At 59.6% G+C, this 16093-nt stretch carries 14 protein-coding genes; 4 read left to right on the top strand and 10 right to left on the bottom strand.

Features of this window, described 5'->3' with window-relative positions:
* Nucleotides 1–12 precede the first annotated feature (12 nt).
* The 5 genes from I6E73_RS09055 to I6E73_RS09075 all read right to left on the bottom strand — a co-directional run bounded on the left by I6E73_RS09055 (nucleotide 13) and on the right by I6E73_RS09075 (nucleotide 4492).
* Nucleotides 13–1746 (bottom strand): penicillin-binding protein 2, encoded by a 1734-nt coding sequence (locus I6E73_RS09055; RefSeq protein ID WP_197124699.1) that lies wholly within the window; start codon nucleotides 1744–1746, stop codon nucleotides 13–15.
* 28 nt (nucleotides 1747–1774) lie between these two features.
* Nucleotides 1775–2383, bottom strand: a complete 609-nt coding sequence (locus I6E73_RS09060; RefSeq protein WP_197124701.1) for a hypothetical protein — start codon at nucleotides 2381–2383, stop codon at nucleotides 1775–1777.
* Nucleotides 2380–3333: a 16S rRNA (cytosine(1402)-N(4))-methyltransferase RsmH gene (rsmH, locus tag I6E73_RS09065; RefSeq protein WP_197110008.1), complete on the bottom strand. Its 954-nt coding sequence runs from the start codon at nucleotides 3331–3333 to the stop codon at nucleotides 2380–2382. Before rsmH ends, I6E73_RS09060 begins: the two co-directional genes overlap by 4 nt.
* A gap of 99 nt (nucleotides 3334–3432) precedes the next feature.
* Entirely contained in the window at nucleotides 3433–3864 is a 432-nt protein-coding gene (gene mraZ, locus I6E73_RS09070) for a division/cell wall cluster transcriptional repressor MraZ (protein ID WP_129071303.1), read from the bottom strand.
* Nucleotides 3865–4108: 244 nt separating this feature from the next.
* Nucleotides 4109–4492, bottom strand: a complete 384-nt coding sequence (locus tag I6E73_RS09075) for a DUF3040 domain-containing protein (RefSeq protein WP_197105516.1) — start codon at nucleotides 4490–4492, stop codon at nucleotides 4109–4111.
* Nucleotides 4493–4565: 73 nt separating this feature from the next.
* Here I6E73_RS09075 and I6E73_RS09080 point away from each other — a divergent pair, with 73 nt between their 5' ends.
* A complete protein-coding gene (locus tag I6E73_RS09080; protein ID WP_197124703.1) occupies nucleotides 4566–5684 on the top strand; it encodes a polyprenyl synthetase family protein in 1119 nt (372 codons plus the stop codon).
* A gap of 89 nt (nucleotides 5685–5773) precedes the next feature.
* Here I6E73_RS09080 and I6E73_RS09085 read toward each other — a convergent pair whose 3' ends face one another.
* Nucleotides 5774–6115 (bottom strand): Rv2175c family DNA-binding protein, encoded by a 342-nt coding sequence (locus I6E73_RS09085; RefSeq protein WP_197124706.1) that lies wholly within the window; start codon nucleotides 6113–6115, stop codon nucleotides 5774–5776.
* 204 nt (nucleotides 6116–6319) lie between these two features.
* On the opposite strand from I6E73_RS09085, the gene I6E73_RS09090 reads away from it, so the two are divergent.
* Nucleotides 6320–7780 (top strand): LysM peptidoglycan-binding domain-containing protein, encoded by a 1461-nt coding sequence (locus I6E73_RS09090; protein WP_197124708.1) that lies wholly within the window; start codon nucleotides 6320–6322, stop codon nucleotides 7778–7780.
* Nucleotides 7781–7838: 58 nt separating this feature from the next.
* Complete coding sequence (gene pknB, locus I6E73_RS09095; protein WP_197124710.1) at nucleotides 7839–9812, top strand: Stk1 family PASTA domain-containing Ser/Thr kinase; 1974 nt, start codon at nucleotides 7839–7841, stop codon at nucleotides 9810–9812.
* 115 nt (nucleotides 9813–9927) lie between these two features.
* On the opposite strand, the gene I6E73_RS09100 is transcribed toward pknB, so the two are convergent.
* Both I6E73_RS09100 and I6E73_RS09105 read right to left on the bottom strand, forming a co-directional pair.
* A complete protein-coding gene (locus I6E73_RS09100; protein ID WP_307783887.1) occupies nucleotides 9928–11298 on the bottom strand; it encodes a class II 3-deoxy-7-phosphoheptulonate synthase in 1371 nt (456 codons plus the stop codon).
* 141 nt (nucleotides 11299–11439) lie between these two features.
* Nucleotides 11440–12123: a 1-acyl-sn-glycerol-3-phosphate acyltransferase gene (locus tag I6E73_RS09105; protein WP_197105512.1), complete on the bottom strand. Its 684-nt coding sequence runs from the start codon at nucleotides 12121–12123 to the stop codon at nucleotides 11440–11442.
* Between the two features lie 161 nt (nucleotides 12124–12284).
* Between I6E73_RS09105 and I6E73_RS09110 the strand changes: the two genes are divergently transcribed.
* Entirely contained in the window at nucleotides 12285–14108 is a 1824-nt protein-coding gene (locus I6E73_RS09110; RefSeq protein WP_197124712.1) for a long-chain fatty acid--CoA ligase, read from the top strand.
* A 139-nt stretch (nucleotides 14109–14247) separates the two neighbouring features.
* On the opposite strand, the gene I6E73_RS09115 is transcribed toward I6E73_RS09110, so the two are convergent.
* Together I6E73_RS09115 and I6E73_RS09120 are read right to left on the bottom strand one after the other, a co-directional pair.
* On the bottom strand, nucleotides 14248–14739 hold the full coding sequence (locus tag I6E73_RS09115; RefSeq protein ID WP_197124714.1) for a peptide deformylase: 492 nt from the start codon (nucleotides 14737–14739) through the stop codon (nucleotides 14248–14250).
* Nucleotides 14740–14743: 4 nt separating this feature from the next.
* On the bottom strand, nucleotides 14744–16069 hold the full coding sequence (locus I6E73_RS09120; RefSeq protein ID WP_197105509.1) for a MinD/ParA family protein: 1326 nt from the start codon (nucleotides 16067–16069) through the stop codon (nucleotides 14744–14746).
* Nucleotides 16070–16093: the final 24 nt, after the last annotated feature.

The following is a 16093-nucleotide window of genomic DNA, read 5'->3' on the forward strand; positions in this document are numbered from 1 at the left end:
CGCGGGGGAAGCTCACCAACGCAGCGGCAGATCCGGTCCCGAAGTGTTTGACGGGGTGACACGGTAGGTGGTGAGGGTTTGGGCCATAATGTCGCGGAAAGTCGAGGCAATGGCGCCGGAATATATGCTATCCGGGATACCGGCCGTCGCGATCACAATGTACTCAGGGTCATCTGCTGGGGCGAGCCCCGCATAGGAAATGACTACGTTACTGCCATAGGCACCGTTCTCGGCAACCTGCGCTGTTCCACTCTTAACGGCGACCCGATAGCCGGGAATCTGAAGATTCGGAGCCGAACCACTAGAGCTGTACACCATCTCCATCATTTGGAGAGTCTGATCAGCAGCCGTCTCGGAAATAACCCGAGTGCCTTCAGTTGACGGCTTATCGGTGACCGTGCCATCAGGCCAGGTGCAGCCCTCAACAAGAACGGGAGGAAGTCGAACACCATCGTTGCCGAGCGCCTGGTACGCGCTCGCCATCTGAATGGATGTCGTGCTGAGACCTTGGCCGAATTGAACGGCGTAGTTCGTACGCGCGTCCCAATCCTTGGCTTCGTAAAGAGTGCCGCTCGATTCACCGTTGAAGCCGATACCGGTTGCTTCACCGAGCCCGAACTTCTGAAGGTAATCATGTCGAGACGCGGCATCGAGAAGATCCGTGTACTGAGCGATGGCTGTATTGGAAGATTCCACAAGTGCTCCCGCGAGAGTCAACTGTTGGTCTTCGTGGTAGAAGGAATCGCTGATCGTTCCGCCGCCGTTGGTCAGCTCTAGCGCGTAGGGCGAGACAACTTGCGTTTGCTGGTTAGCCACCCCCGCATCGATCAGAGAGGCAGCGGTCAGTGCTTTCACGGTCGAACCGGGCTCATAGGGCGTACTGAATGCTCGCGAGCCCAGGGCTCCACGCTCAGCGAGGTCGACGTTGTTGGGGTCCACGGTCGGCCAGTCGCTGACGGCAAGAAGGTGAGCATCACTGACGCGCATCACGACTCCCGTTGCCCACGTAGCGCCGAGCGACTCCGCGGTCTGCGCCATCCGCTGCTGAACGTAGAACTGAAGATCTCGGTCTATCGACAGCGCGAGCGTGCCACCGTCTTGGGGTTCGATCGATTCCACCGCGCTTCCGGGCAACGCGACGCCATCTTCACCACGCGCGTAACTCGCTTCAACGTCTTGACCGGCGAGGCACTCATCGCCTGTCAGCTCGACGCCCGCCTGCGGGCCGTCGGTACCGATGAATCCCACGAGGTTGCCGGCGATTTCGCCGTTCGGGTAACTGCGTTCTGGACTCAGTTCGTAGTAAAGCCACGTGATGCCTAGCTCGCCAACGGTCTGATACTGCTCGAGAGTGATGCCCTTCGCCAAGTACTCGAAGTCTGACTCTGGGTTGTCCAGAATCATGGCGAGCAATTCATCGGGATCTCCCCCAATGATGTCCGTGATCTTCGTCAAGTCCTCAAGCACGACCACAGAAGCGTTCTCACGCAACAGGGTCACCCGTGGTGAGATGACGATATCGAAACGTTCGACGCTGTCAGCGAGAACGGCGCCCTTCGTATCAACGATGTCCCCGCGCGTTCCGTACGTCACCCGAGTCAGGGTTCGTTTGGTATCAGCTTCAGCGTTGAGCGTTTCTGCCTGCACGATCTGAAGGTCGACGAGACGAACCATGAAGACACCCGTCAACACCACGATGGTGAGGATGACAAATGCCACTCGCGCGCGAGTTGAGCGTGGTTTCATCGAGTCTCCCCCAGAAGGTTCATCTCAATCATCGCGTGACAGGTGCCGGAATCGCGTTATTGGAAGGCTGTGGCGCGGCGGTAGCCGAATCCGCAACAGCAGTTCCTGACGTGCTAGCAGCAGTCGTTGCGGCAGCAGTCTCGGCTGCGGCGGCGGCGGCAGCATTTTCCGCACTCACGAGCGGAACATCAGAAAGCAGCGTGTTGCCGACAAGGCCACAGTTGCCACCACATCCGGTGGGATCCGCGCTGCCCGGCAGTCGGAACACCGAACCATCCGAGATGTTCAGCGAATATGGCGTCGTGTTCGGAACCATGCCGAAGCCTGCTGCCTGAGCAGCGAGATTCTGTGACGACGACTGCAACGAGAGCGACTCAAGCAAGCTTTGCTCGGTGCGGATCAGCACCTTCTGCTCGTACTGCAACGAGTCGATCTGGTAGGCACCCTGGGTTACCACGATGCTGAGCAAGAGCTGCGCCGCAAGAATCACGAACAGGCTGCCAACGGTCACCACGGCGTAGAGCATGCGCGGTCGAGCTTTGCGCTGTGCCTTCGTCGTAACGATCTCGATGTGAGACGGGCGTTCCGTGGGCTTGTAAAGTGGCTGTGGCTGCGCATAAGCGAGGTTGGTGCTCATGAGATGACTCGCATTCGTTCTATTGCTCGCAGTCGTACGGGCTTTGCTCGAGGGTTAAGGGCTTGTTCTGCTTCGCTCGCTTGCTCAGATCCACGAACAAGGAGTTTGAGCTCCGGCTTGTGCTCCGGAAGTTCAACCGGAAGCCCTGCCGGCGCAGTGGACTTGGAGCGGCGCTGTAGCTCACGCTTGACGATGCGGTCTTCCAGCGACTGATAGGCCAGCACGACCATTCGTCCGCCGAGGGCGAGCGAGTCGACGGCAGCGGGAATCGCCCGCTCGAGCACCGAAAGCTCTTGATTGACTTCGATTCGCAGCGCCTGGAACACGCGCTTTGCGGGATGTCCCGCACGCTGTGCTGCCGCCGGCGTAGCCGCAATGACCAGTTCCACCAGTTGAGCGGATGTCGTCAAGGGCTGCTGCTCACGAAACTGGACGATGCGGCTGGCGAAACGCGGCGCTAGCTTCTCGTCGCCATACGCGTAAAAGATGCGGCGAAGTTCGAGCTCGCTGTACGTTGCGAGGATGTGCTCGGCCGTGACCGGCGTCGAGGCATCCATCCGCATGTCTAGCGGAGCGTCTTGAGAATAGGAAAACCCGCGCTCAACACGGTCGAGTTGGAGTGAGGAGACTCCGAGGTCGAAGAAGATGCCCTCGACTGACGAGATTCCCAACGTAGCGAGTGCCTGCGGAATTTCGTCGTAGACAGCATGAACAAAGTGCGTGCGGCTAGCGAAAGGCTCAAGCCGGCGTCGAGCGATAGCAAGAGCGTCCTCGTCTCTGTCGATGCCCACGAGCGTGAGGTCCGGGAAACGCTGCAGGAAAGCCTCCGCGTGCCCGGCCATGCCGAGGGTGCCGTCAACAAGAACGGCTCCAGGAGCGTTCAGCGCCGGCGCGAGCAACTCAATCGAGCGCTCAAGGAGTACTGGGGTGTGGATGGTGTTGTCAGCCATGGCGTAAGGGCCTAGTTCTTGGATGCTGATCCCCATCCGATTCGACCTGATATCGGGGAAGAAAATCAGGGCGTTCGGCTGGGAGTCAGCGTCGAAGAGCTAGAAGAGTCCCGGAATCACCTCCTCGGTGGTGTTGACGAAATCGGCCTCGGTGGCCTCGTAGTAGTTGTTCCAGGCTTCGGTGTCCCAGATTTCAGCGCGGTTACCCGCACCGATCACAGTCAGGTCTCGCCCTAATCCGGCGTACTCACGTAGCCCAGCGGGGATCGTTACCCGGTGCTGCTTGTCAGGCGTCTCTTGGTTTGCACCAGAAAGAAAGAGACGCAAAAAATCGCGCCCCTGCTTGCTCGTGACAGGCGCCTTGCGAATCGCCTCGTGCATTACTTCGAACTCGCGCTGGCTGAAGACGTAGAGGCAACGTTCTTGGCCACGAGTCACCACGACGCCGGACGCGAGCTCCTCGCGAAACTTCGCCGGAAGGATGATGCGGCCCTTGTCGTCGAGCTTGGGGGCGTAGGTGCCTAGAAACACGGCGCCCTCCCCTCAATCTCCGGCCCGGATTCTGGTTGCCTCCACTTTACTCCACTTTCAACCACATATCTAAGGTTTTCGCGCACATTGCGTAAAAGTTATCCACAGAGGCCAGTGAATACAAGGAAACTAGGGGTGGAGGAAAATGGAGCAAAATCGACCGAATACACGTTTCCAACCCCGTTCTGGGCACAAAAAAAGGACCAGCCCGAAGGCTGGTCCTTGAAAGTGGAGAAGGTTGGAGTTAGCTATTGCCGTCCTGGCGGCGATCCCAACGCTGGTTGATTGTGTCCATAAATGACGTGCCGCGCTTGGCGGAGCGGCCCGATGAAGCCGACGACGGCTCCGGTACTTCGTGGTCGTCTCCGGCACGAGGAGGCGCCACGAAAAGCAGAACACCAACGAACATGACGACGAACCCAAGCACGCCCACGAGAGGCTGCTGAATGATCACGCCTGTCAACAATGCAATGATTCCAGCGACCCCGACTAGGACGCCAACAACCATCATTCGATAGTTGGGCTTGCCTTTGCGAGGGCTGACTGCGCTGACGAAATCGGCGTCGTTTTGATAGAGGCTGCGCTCCATCTCATCGAGGGCCCGCTGCTCTTGCTCTGAAAGCGGCATTCCGTTCCCCTCTCTCTGGGATTTACGGCTAGGTCTCTATAGTACGCCCCCATTCACTAGGTAGGCTAGACGAGTGCCTGAGAGTAACCAGTTAGTTGACCTTGTCCAGCTGAAAATCGATGAATTTCTCGCCGAGAAGCGCAATGAGCTTGACGCAATCGCCCCCGAGTTGACCGCCCTCACCGACGTTGGTAGCGCGCTCTTGTCTGGCGGCAAGCGTTTTCGGGCGCTCTTTTGCTACTGGGGATGGCAGGCAGTCGCCGGGCTCGCCTCGTCTGATGACCCGTTTGCTGAGAACTCCGTGAGTAAAGACCTCACGGGCGTATTGCTGTCAGCCTCCGCCCTCGAGCTCTTCCACGCCGCAGCGCTCGTTCACGACGACATCATGGATCGCTCCGACACCCGCCGCGGTGCGCCTTCAGCCCATCGTCGCTTCGAGAAGATGCACCTCGACGGCGGATGGAGCGGCAACGCCGAGGCGTATGGAGAGTCATCCGCTCTCCTGCTCGGTGATCTACTCCTGGGCTGGAGCGACGAGCTCTTGGGCCGTGGGATCGCGACACTCCCCCGCCCTTCGGCTTTGGCCGCGCGTAAGGAATTCATGACGATGCGCACGGAGGTCATGGCCGGGCAGTTCCTGGACATCCATGATGAAAGCGCATGGGCAAGCTACCCCGAGTCAGAAGCCCTTGACCGTGCGCAGCGCGTCTTGATCTACAAGTCTGCGAAGTACAGCGTTGAGGCCCCCCTTGCGCTTGGCGCCAGCCTGGGCGCCGGCACTGACGAACAAATGGCAACGCTTCGCGCCTTCGGTTTACCTCTCGGTGTTGCTTTCCAGCTGCGCGACGACGTGCTAGGTGTTTTCGGTGACCCGGAAGTGACGGGCAAGCCCGCCGGCGACGATCTTCGTGAAGGCAAGCGCACCGCCATCATCGCAATCGCTCGCGAAAAGCTCTCGAAGAGCGCCAACGCCATTCTTGACGAGCTGCTGGGTGACCCCGATCTCAGCGATGAGCAAGTGAACATGATTCGTTCGACGCTCGAAGAGTCGGGCGCCGTCACGAAGGTGGAGAAGGCGATCTCGCGCAATCTCGAACGTGCGTGTGAGGCAATCGAGAACGCGGACCTTGCACCGACAGCGCGCGCACGCCTACTCGAGCTGGCCGAAGCGGCGACCACGAGATCGTTCTAGCTGCGCTGGTGCGCAAGCGCACCAGCGCAGCTAGCGAGCCAGCGCAGCTAGCGAGCCAGCGCAGCTAGCGAGCCAGCGCGCTTCGAAGTTTAGAAGCCGAGGGCCTGAGCGACGCGGCGAACTTCGGCCTTGCGGCCAGCCCGGAGCGCTTCAACGGGTGAGACGCCCAAACTCGGCTCGCTAGAAAGCAACCAGTTCATTGACTCATCGGGCGAGAAGCCCGCGTCAGAAAGCACGACAACGGTTCCCCTGAGTTCGCGCAGCGGCGCTCCGTCGACGATGAACACGTCGGGAACCTGCCACACTCCATCGATTTTGCTCGCGAGGAGAGCGCTTTCTTCAATGAGGCGACGCACTTGGCTCACCTTGAGCCCGAGAAGCTCGGTGAGGTCTGGAACAGTAAGCCAGTTGATGGTGGGTGATTCAGTCACACCTTAAGACTGCCACGACACTGGAGTTAAACCTGACAGTTCGCACGGCATACCCAGAATATTCATTAGTGAACTTAGGTAACACCAGTCACATCAGCAACACCAGCCACAATGGTTGACACTAATAAGCTTCTGTGACAGCGTTGAGCCGGTGATCTCAGTGATCGCATGTACCTTCTCGGGGCCGGGAGCAGGAAGAACGCTATGACACACTTCATGATGGACGACACAGACAGCATTGCTGCGACCGTTTTTGCCGGGCTAGTGCCCGCACACGCAGTCGACACGCCTGATCGCGCTCGACGGATCGCCCAGCAGCGCTCCCGCATGAACCGCAGCGTCATGAACACGGTTCCTGTTCTCCTGGTTGGGTCCCTTGCCGCTGCGACCTTCAACCTCACCGGGCCCGTCGAACCGGTCAACGCCAAGACGCCTGATGACCCCCGGCTCTCCACTGAACGTGCCACCAAGCCTTCACGTGTGACGACTCCCACGATCAGCGAGGCTTCGACAACGATCATCGGCCCCGCTCCGGCGAGCTACCGCGTTGCCGAAGGCGACACCGTCAGCGACATCGCTTCTCGCTATGGCCTCTCTACAGCATCCGTTCTGGCGCTGAATGGGTTGAGCTGGTCGTCAATGATCTTTCCCGGCCAGGAACTCAAGCTGACCAAGGATGTCGTCAACACCGTTCCCAGCGTGAACCACGTCAAGACCACCAATGGTCAGTACACAATCGTCGCTGGTGACACGATCAGCGGCATCTCCCACAAATTTGGCGTCTCGACGACCTCGGTGATGTCGGCAAATGGCCTCGGCTGGTCGAGCATCATCTACCCGGGTCAATTGCTGATTATTCCCGGAAACTTGAGCTCTCCCTCGCAAGAAACCGAAGAATACGATTTCACTGCGGATGAGGACGACGCCCCGAGCGACAGCGCTTCTTCTGCAGAGAGCGAGGATGCCGCAGCGGATGTCGTTGAGGCTCCAACCGAAGTCGTGGTTGAAGCGCCGGCCCCGGTTGTTGAACCTGAGCCAGCACCGGTAGCCGAAACTGCTCCTGCTCCCGTCGAAGGAAGCACCTACCTCGTTGTTTCTGGAGACACCGTATCGTCGATCGCATCACGCGTCGGCATCTCGACTCAAGCGTTACTCGACGCGAACGGTCTGACATCGTCAACCGTTATCTACATCGGCGACACGCTGACGATTCCCTCATCGAGTTCTGTGCCGGCCAGCACAGGTGGAAGTGTCACCTATCTCAACTCAGAGATGCGTGCGAACGCCCAAGTAATCATTCAAGTCGGTCGTGATCTTGGCGTCTCCGACTATGGCATCACTATTGCCCTCGCGACTGCGATGCAAGAGTCGAGCCTACGCAACCTCACCTGGGGCGATCGCGACTCTGTTGGGCTCTTCCAGCAGCGCCCGAGCTCAGGCTGGGGAACTGTCAGCCAACTCACGACACCTTCCTATGCTGCGAAACTATTTTACGGCGGACCGAGCAACCCAAATAAGGGAATCACGCGCGGATTGCTGGAGATCTCAGGCTGGCAGAACATGAGCGTGACGAAAGCGGCACAGGCCGTGCAGATCTCAGCTCACCCAGATGCTTACGCAAAATGGGAGACTTCCGCCCGATCTTGGCTAGAACAGCTCGGCTAAGAGCCAGAACAGCCGTGTCTAGCGGCACTCTCGAAGCTCAGAACTTTAGACTCTGAAGGTGAATGCGAACTCTACTGATCCGATGATCGGCCGTCTGCTCGACGGTCGGTATCAGATTCGTTCGCGGATCGCGCGCGGCGGCATGGCAACCGTGTACCTTGCCACTGACCAACGTCTCGAGCGCAAAGTCGCCATCAAGGTAATGCACGGTCACCTTGCTGACGACAGTAAGTTCAAGGAACGCTTCGTTCAAGAGGCTCGATCCTCAGCGCGGCTAGCCCACCCCAACGTCGTCAACGTCTTCGATCAAGGTCAAGACAGCGATATGGCCTACTTGGTGATGGAATACCTGCCTGGCATCACGCTGCGCGACCTGCTGCTCGAACACCGCATCCTCACTACCGAGCAGACGCTCGACATTATGGAAGCCGTGCTCGCCGGCCTCGCCGCCGCCCACAAAGCTGGCATCGTTCACCGCGACCTCAAACCAGAGAACGTCTTGCTCGCCGACGACGGCCGCATCAAGATCGCTGACTTCGGACTAGCGCGCGCCGCTAGCGCCAACACCGCCACCGGCGCCTCATTGCTCGGCACAATCGCGTATCTCTCCCCCGAACTTGTGACTCGTGGACTGGCAGACACCCGCAGCGACATCTACGCCGTCGGCATCATGATGTACGAAATGCTCGTAGGCGAGCAGCCATTCAAAGGCGAGCAGCCCATGCAGATCGCTTACCAGCACGCCAATGACGCCGTGCCGAGCCCGAGTTCACGCAACCACCTGGTGCCCGCCGAACTCGACGACCTCGTACTGTGGGCTACCGCGCGCGAGCCGGACGACCGCCCCAAAGACGCACGCGTGCTGCTCGACCAGCTGTACCAAACGCACAGCTCGCTCATGACCGCCCTGCCGCCCACGGCATCCACCGCAGTACAGCGAACGATGGTGCTCCCGAGCGCGCCGGCGGAAGAACCACAGAACTCGACGGCAGACACCCAGGTGTTCGGCGCAGAACTTCAGCAGGTTGCAGCTCCGGCTCCTACCCAAGTGTCCGAGAACACCACCACCCTGTCGACACGTGCCACGAAACGAAAGTCACGCGGCTGGTGGCTGCTCATCCTCATCGTTCTACTCGTCGGCGGTGCAGCCGGTGCTGGCTGGTACTTCGGGGCTGGCCCAGGCTCACAAGTCACGATTCCTGACAGCATCCGCAACGCAACGCCTGAAGAAGCCCAAGCAATCTTGGAAGATCTCGGACTTGTTGTCAGTGATGAACTTGGCGAAACCTTCGACCCCGTGGTCGCGGTCGATCTTGTGGCGAACTCAGCCCCAGAAGTAGGTGCGAGTGTGCCGAATGGCTCTCCCGTGCAGCTACTGATCTCGCAAGGTCCGCGCCCGCTCGCTGTGCCTGACTTCGCTGGAATGACGGAAGAAGAAGCGCGCGCTGCTATCGAAGCAGCCCCCTTCACTCTCGTAGAGCCCATCATCAAACAGTTCGACAGCGATATCGCCGCGGGCCTAGTCGTTGATGTACTTGGTGCAGACTCCGCATCAATTCTCGGAGCCGAAAACTACGGTGAGCTTCAAGACGTAACCCTCGTCATCTCCGCAGGCTCGCTGCCCGATGTCACGTGCTCTACCGTCGACGAAGCAACGCAGACCCTTGCCGGCGTCGGGCTGAACGCGGAGACCGGCATCGAAGTGTTTAGCGATTGCCAAGAAGGCAGCGTCGTAGCCATCGACTCAGAAAAGAATGCGGAGGGTGTTCCCCGCACATTCCGCGAAGGCGACACTGCGACTCTCATCACCTCGAAGGGCCCTGACCTCGTGCAGGTTCCCGACGTTTCCGGAGAGACAATCAACGGTGCCATCGCAGAGCTCGAGGAACTCGACTTCATCGTCAACGTCGAGACCGACCTGCCTCAGGGGTTCTGGGGTTCCGGCCTCGCCATAGTTTCCGGCACTGACCCGTCGGCGGGCGAGGCGATCAAGCGCGGCTCTGAAGTCACCGTTTACGGTCCGCAGATCTAGCTAAGGTTCCCGCCACTGCGCCAAGTGGGCTGTGGCTCGCTACACCACGAAAAACGCCCGCCACCCGTGACGCTCTCCTGAGAGAGTGTGGGGATGGCGGGCGTTTTCAGTGATGCTAGAAAGCGCGAAGCTCCTCGGCTACCAAGAAAGCGAGTTCAAGCGACTGCATGTGGTTGAGTCGCGGGTCACACAGCGACTCGTAGCGAGTTGCGAGAGTAGCCTCATCGATCTGCTCCGAACCGCCCAGGCACTCCGTGACATCGTCGCCGGTGAGCTCAATGTGGATACCGCCGGGGTAGGTTCCCGCAGCGCGGTGCGACTCAAAGAAGCCCTTGACCTCATCAACAACATCGTCAAAGCGACGTGTCTTGTAGCCAGTGGGTGTGGTGAGCCCGTTGCCGTGCATCGGGTCGGTGATCCACAGCGGCGTCGCGTCCATCTCCTTGATGGCCTCAAGCAGCGGCGGAAGCGCATCGCGAACCTTGCCAGCACCCATGCGGGTAATGAAGGTCAGACGGCCGGGCTCGCGCTCAGGGTCAAGCTTGTCGATGAGCTGCTTCATGGTCTCGGGCGTCGTAGTCGGACCGAGCTTGACGCCGATCGGGTTACGCAGTCGCGAGAAGTAGTCAATGTGAGCACCATCGAGGTCGCGCGTGCGCTCCCCGATCCACAAGAAGTGGGCGCTCGTGTTGTACGGCGTGCCAGTGCGCGAATCAATGCGCGTCATCGGACGCTCGTAGTCCATGAGGAGGCCCTCGTGACTCGAGTAGAACTCGGTGCGCTTGAGCTCATCGAAGTCAGCGCCTGCCGCCTCCATGAAGCGCACAGCCTTGTCGATCTCTTTAGCGAGACTTTCGTACTGGCGATTCGCCGGGTTAGCAGCGAAGCCCTTGTTCCACGAGTGCACCTGGCGAAGGTCAGCAAAGCCACCCTGCGTGAACGCACGGATAAGGTTCAGCGTCGAGGCTGCCGTGTGGTAACCCTCAACCAGACGGGCGGGGTCAGCAGTGCGAGACTCCGGCGTGAAGTCGTAACCATTGACGATGTCGCCGCGGTAGGCCGGCAACGTCACGTCGCCGCGCGTCTCAGAATCACTCGAGCGAGGCTTAGCAAACTGGCCAGCCATGCGGCCCATCTTCACGATGGGCTTCGAAGCGCCATACGTGAGGACAACAGCCATCTGCAGAATCGTTTTAACACGATCGCTGATCTGCTGCGCGGTCGCGCCTGCGAAAGTCTCGGCGCAGTCACCGCCTTGCAGCAAGAACGCCTCACCCTGAGCGGCGCGCGCGAGACGCGTACGCAGACGATCTACTTCGCCCGCGAAAACGAGGGGCGGCAGCGACGCAATCTTGCTGGAGGCTTCGCCTACGGCGTCGGCATCCGGCCATTGCGGCTGCTGCTTGATGGGGAGGGTGCGCCAGTTGTCTAGCCCCGCAAGCACGGCGGGATCAGCGAGCACGACTGGTTCTGACGGGTCGACCACGAGGAGTTTCCTTCATACAATTACTGCGAAAATGAACGGGTTTGTGACCCACTACGAGCCTACCGGCACAAGTGGGTGCTGAGTGTCACCGTTACGGCACCGCTCCACGGCGAGGTGTTGCAGCGCATAACCGACCGGCTGCTACCGACGAGCGGCGCGATCCTTCACTGATGTTGCGTAGACATCGACGTACTCTTGACCGCTGATGCGGTTGAGTTCATACATGATCTCGTCAGTAATCGAACGAAGGATGAACCGGTCACCCTCCATCCCTTCGAAACGGCTGAAGTCGAGGGGCTCACCGAACACAATTCCGATGCGGCCCATACGAGGGATCTTCGTGCCGATCGGCATCACTTTTTCGGTGTCGATCATGGCGACGGGAACAACAGGCACGTGGCCTTCAAGAATCATGCGTGCGACGCCGGTGCGGCCGCGATACATCTTTCCGTCGGGGCTGCGCGTTCCCTCGGGATAGATGCCGAGCACCTCTCCGCGAGCCAAAACGGCCAAGCCCGTGTTCAAGGATGCTTCCGATGCTTTTCCACCGGAACGGTCGATCGGCAACATGCCCGTGCCATTGAAGAAGGCACGCGAGAGCCAGCCCTTGATGCCACGGCCAGTGAAATAGTCACTCTTGGCGAGAAAGAAGATGCGGCGGTCCATGATGAGCGGCAAGAACACCGAGTCGATGAACGACAGATGATTGCTAGCCAGAATGACGCCACCCTTGCGCGGGACGTTCTCCAGACCGGAAACCCACGGACGGAAGACGGTCTTCAAAATGGGACCGGCAACCAGATTCTTCATAAACCAATAGAACATGGCACCTCAATTCCTCGTCGCGGGACTCCCCACTCTACCGTTTGCCGGAACGTACCCCACAAACAGGTGCAAATTTTCTCCCGCGCCAATGCGCACGTGGTTAGGCGTGCCTGACCTCGCTAGAGTGGAGTAGACCACCTACCGGTGCCAAAGGAGTTGCCGTGAAACAGTTTGATGTACCAGCCCTAGTTGAGGCTGACCCGGAAGCAAACGCCACCGATCTTTTGATGGATCGCGTTGCGGCCACACCCAATAACGCGTTGTTCTCGCTCCCCACCGCCAATGGCGGCTGGAGCGATGTGACTTCGTCAGAGTTTCTTACCCAAGTGAAAGCCCTGGCCAAGGGACTCGTCGCTGCTGGCATTGAGCCCGGCGACAAAATTGGCCTCATGTGCAAGACCCGCTATGAGTGGACGCTCATTGACTTCGCGACTTGGTTTGCGGGCGCAGTGCTCGTGCCAATTTACGAGACCAGCTCGCCCAGCCAGATTCTGTGGAACATCACGGACTCCGGCGCAACAGGGATGATCACGGAAACGCCCGATCACTTCGCGCGCTTCGACGAGATTCGTGCCGACGTGCCGGACATCGCCAATCTGTGGCAGATCGATTTGGGAGACCTCGACAAACTCGCCAAGTCGGGTACCGACGTTAGTGACGACGAGATCGAACGTCGCCGCAATCTGGCCAAGGGCTCCGATCTCGCGACGCTGATCTACACCTCGGGAACTACTGGAAAGCCCAAGGGCTGCATCATCACGCACTCCAACTTTGTTGAGCTGTGCCGCAACTCGCAAAAGGCGATCCCCGAGGTCGTCAACCCCGATTCGAGCACGCTGCTCTTTATTACGACAGCGCACATCTTTGCTCGCTTCATCTCGATCCTCTGCGTCCACGGCGGCGTCAAGGTCGGCCACCAGCCTGACACCAAGTTGCTGCTGCCCTCGATGGCGTCGTTCAAGCCGACGTTCCTCCTGGCTGTGCCGCGGGTATTCGAAAAGGTCTACAACTCTTCCGAGCAGAAGGCCGAAGCTGGCGGCAAGGGCAAGATCTTCCGCAAGGCTGCCGATGTCGCGATCGCACACTCGAAGGCACTCGATGAGGGACACGTGCCTCTGGGTCTCAAGATCCAATTCGCTGTCTTCGACCGTCTCGTGCTCTCCAAGATTCGCGCAGCACTCGGCGGGCGCGTCAAGTACGCGGTCTCCGGATCCGCGCCTCTCGGATTGCGTCTCGGTCACTTCTACCGCAGCCTCGGCCTCACGATCCTCGAGGGTTATGGGCTCACCGAGACCACCGCGCCGATTTCGGTGAACAAGCCGTCGAACTTCAAAATCGGCAAGGTCGGCCCGCCGCTCCCCGGCGTTTCGGTGCGGATTGCCGAAGACGGCGAGATTCAGGCCAAGGGCGTGTGCGTCTTCGAGGGGTACTGGAACAACCAGGCTGCCACCGACGACGTCTTTGAAGACGGCTGGTTCAAGACCGGAGACATCGGTCAGTTCGACGAAGATGGATACCTCGAGATCACCGGTCGCAAGAAGGAAATCATTGTGACCGCCGGAGGTAAGAACGTTGCTCCCGCAGCACTCGAAGACCCCATCCGCGCAAACCCGATCATCGGCCAGGTAATCGTCGTGGGTGAACAGCGTCCGTTCATTTCGGCCCTTGTCACTCTTGATGAAGAAATGCTGCCCGTGTGGCTCGCCAACAATGGGCTCGACGCAACCTGGACGTTGGAGCAGGCGGCGAAAAATCCCGCCGTCCTCGCCGAAGTCCAGCGTGCGATCGACGTGGGAAACTCCCGCGTCTCTCGTGCCGAGTCGATTCGTAAGTTCCACATCCTCGATGCGGACCTCACCGAGGAGAGCGGTCACCTGACGCCCAAGATGAGCATCAAGCGCAATGTGATTCTGGCTGACTTCGCCGATGTGATCGAGTCACTGTACTCAAACTCGCCGGCGACAGAAGGAATCTCACTGAAGTAGCACGACAAACGTTGAAGGCCCCGTCATACGCAAGTATGGCGGGGCCTTTGTCGCGTAGATCCCCCACAGCATGCGCTAGCGGGCGCACTCGATTACACGCCCTTTCTCGAAGCGAGAGGGCGCGTGACGCGGGCGAGGTTTAGTACCAGGGTGCCTGACGGATGGCGCGCATCGCTTCGCGCTTAGCCTCAGGTTCGAGGCCCTCGATATACAAATGGCCATCGAGATGATCGGTCTCGTGTTGCAGCGCCTGAGCCATAAGCCCTTCGCCGCTGAGCTCAACAGGCTCGCCCGCGAGATTGACTCCGGTCACTCTGGCGAAGGGATAGCGGCGACGCAGGAAATAGAACCCGGGCACAGACAAGCAGCCCTCATCCACCAGCTCCGACTCCCCCGAGACTTCGGCAAGCACCGGGTTGATGATGTAGCCGATATCGCGATCGATGTTGTAGCTGAATGCACGCAAGCCGACGCCGATTTGGTTAGCGGCGAGCCCGGCGCGGCCGGGCAGCTTGACCGTCTCAATGAGGTCGTCGATGAGCGCAGCGGCACGGGCATCACCGATAACAATGGGATCGCATGCTGAGCGAAGGACGGGATCGCCAAACAGGCGAATCTCACGAACAGCCATAGTGTCAGTTAGCCCGAACTGCGGGAAGACCGTCCATGACAACCGCCGCGAGTTCGCGAGCAGCAGCCTTGGTCAACCGGTTGAGGTCACGGTAGTGAACGACCGATCCCGTAGCCAAGCTGGGGTCGTAGGGCACGCGAACGATCTCACGAACGCGCGACTTGAAGTGAGCCTCGATCTCCTCAAGCTTCACCAAGTTGGTGCCCTGAGTGGCGGTGTTGATAGCCACGACAGCGTTCTTGACGAGATCTTCGTGCCCATTGGATTCGAGCCACGTGAGAGTCTCTGATGCGAGACGCGCTTCGTCGACGCTGCCACCGGAAACGATGACAATCGAGTCAGCACGCTGCAGCGTTGCCCGCATAACCGAGTGAACAATTCCGGTTCCACAGTCAGTGATGGCGACCGAATAGAAACGTTCGGCCATATCGGCAACGACGTTGTAGTCGTTTTCGTCAAACGCCTCTGACACGTGCGGGTCAGTGTCGGAGGCCAACACGTCGAGACGAGTCTCGTCACGAGACACCACTGTTTGGAATTCGCTAAACGTGTGGAGCGACTCCGCACGCATCACGACATCGCGAACCGTTGCACGGGTTTGCTTATCGATTCGCTCGGCAAGCGTTCCGCGGTCGGGGTTGGCGTCGATCGCAATAATGCGGTCCTCGCGGGTATCTGCCAACGCCATTCCAAGAAGGGCTGTGATGGTGGTCTTACCCACCCCGCCCTTGCGGGTGAGAACAGGGACGAAACGCGTTCCACCGACGAAAGTCTTGGTAACACGAGCCTCAAGAGCCTTGCGCTCTTTCACGCGGTACGAATCGCCGAGGTTCACAAGATGGAACGTCGCAGCGTAAACGAGTTCTTGGAAGAATCCCTCGGGTGCTGCGGTGCGATTCTTCTTGCCAGGCTTGATGAGGCGCTCAGCGGTCAGCATGGTCGCCGTCTCTGGCGTCGTCGCGCGAACCTCGGTGCGCTGGCGACCGCGACGAGTCGTCGGGCGGTCTGCCGGTGGCAGCTCCGGAATAACGGCCACCTCGGGCACGGACTCGGGCGGGATAGTCACGACCGACTCCGGCGCAAACGTAATTGTGGTGGTTGCCATGGTTGCGACATCCACTTGATGAGCGTTGACAGCAACATCGTCGATCGCCACGGCAGCTTCATGCTCGGGCGTCTCGCGAACAGCGACCGGCAGCGAGAGCGTGAACGTCACGTTATCGGGGTTCGGAGCCTGCTCGACTGTCGACTCCTTCGCATCGTGATCGGTCGACGTATCGCGCTCGTCGACGGACGGCTGCACATCAGGTTCATTGCGCTTCGTAGTCACGTATCGATCCCCTCCAGAAAGCAA

It is taken from the genome of Salinibacterium sp. SWN248 (assembly GCF_015864575.1).
Classification (GTDB): domain Bacteria; phylum Actinomycetota; class Actinomycetes; order Actinomycetales; family Microbacteriaceae; genus Rhodoglobus.

Coding starts and splice junctions, on each gene's coding strand:
- I6E73_RS09090 (WP_197124708.1), top strand. CDS start 6,320: ATGACACACTTCATGATGGACGACACAGACAGCATTGCTGCGACCGTT.
- I6E73_RS09105 (WP_197105512.1), bottom strand. CDS start 12,123: ATGTTCTATTGGTTTATGAAGAATCTGGTTGCCGGTCCCATTTTGAAG.
- I6E73_RS09055 (WP_197124699.1), bottom strand. CDS start 1,746: ATGAAACCACGCTCAACTCGCGCGCGAGTGGCATTTGTCATCCTCACC.
- rsmH (WP_197110008.1), bottom strand. CDS start 3,333: ATGGCTGACAACACCATCCACACCCCAGTACTCCTTGAGCGCTCGATT.
- I6E73_RS09075 (WP_197105516.1), bottom strand. CDS start 4,492: ATGCCGCTTTCAGAGCAAGAGCAGCGGGCCCTCGATGAGATGGAGCGC.
- I6E73_RS09060 (WP_197124701.1), bottom strand. CDS start 2,383: ATGAGCACCAACCTCGCTTATGCGCAGCCACAGCCACTTTACAAGCCC.
- I6E73_RS09115 (WP_197124714.1), bottom strand. CDS start 14,739: ATGGCTGTTCGTGAGATTCGCCTGTTTGGCGATCCCGTCCTTCGCTCA.